The following is a 945-nucleotide window of genomic DNA, read 5'->3' on the forward strand; positions in this document are numbered from 1 at the left end:
CTAGGCCGTGTGGATTAAGTCGGTCTTGATCCAGATCAGCGTGGCGGCGAGGGCTATCGCGGCGCGGTAGGAGCGGGCTGTCTTGTCTGAGCGCATCGCGATGCCGCGCCATTGCTTGAGTTTGTTGAAGCAGCGCTCGACGACGTTGCGTCCCTTGTAGCGCTCCTGCTGGGCTTCCCCGAAGTCGATGGGCCGGCCAGGCTTCCTGCGGCGGTGCGCGATCTGGTCGTCGCGTTCCGGGATCGTCGCGGCGATCTTCCGCTCCCGCAGCCACGCCCTGTTCTTCTTCGACGGGTAGCCCTTGTCGGCGAGCACCCGATCCGGGCGCCGCCTCGGACGGCCGACAGCTCGAGGGACGTGGATCTGCTCGAGTGTGGCGGTCATCATCGTGGTGTCGTTGATGTTCGCGCCGGTGATCACCCAGCTCAGCGGACGTCCACGCCCGTCGCAGACGAGATGCACCTTGCTCGTCAACCCGCCACGGGAGCGGCCGATCCCGTGATCAGGCGGCTCTTCCCGCGGATTCTTGTGATTCGACACAGCCCCCTGTGTCGCGGCTGAGGGTCGCGCCGTGCTGGTGCACGCGCGCGATCGTCGAGTCGATCGACACCACCCAGTCGAGCTTGCCCGCCGCGTCCGACTGCTTCTGCACCTCGGCGAGCAGCTTCTCCCAGGTGCCGTCCTCGGCCCAGCGCGCGAACCGCTTGTAGATCGAGTTCCACTTCCCGAACCGCTCCGGCACATCCCGCCAGGGCGCCCCCGTGCGGTACTTCCAGGCCATGCCCTCGACCGCGAGACGATGATCCGTCCACGGCCGCGACCTGCCGACCGGCACCGGCATCAGCGGCTCCAGAACAGCCCACACCTCATCCGAGATCTCCTGACGCGTCACACCATCGAGACTCGCCGATCCTGAGCCTGAACCTCTTGATCAACACGCCCTAG

1 protein-coding gene is annotated in these 945 nt (G+C 66.6%); it reads right to left on the reverse strand.

The genetic code is table 11. The features are described 5' to 3' along the window. Window positions 1-892, reverse strand: a protein-coding gene (locus tag IEX05_RS15145) for an IS5 family transposase (RefSeq protein ID WP_372445425.1) whose coding sequence is annotated in 2 segments (ribosomal slippage) — window positions 1-508 and window positions 507-892 — 894 coding nt in all. Because the reading frame shifts where the segments join, the coding sequence is not laid out codon by codon here. Between the last annotated feature and the right edge of the window lie 53 nt (window positions 893-945).

It is taken from the genome of Microbacterium nanhaiense (assembly GCF_014646015.1).
In the GTDB taxonomy this organism is placed as follows: Bacteria; Actinomycetota; Actinomycetes; order Actinomycetales; family Microbacteriaceae; genus Microbacterium; species Microbacterium nanhaiense.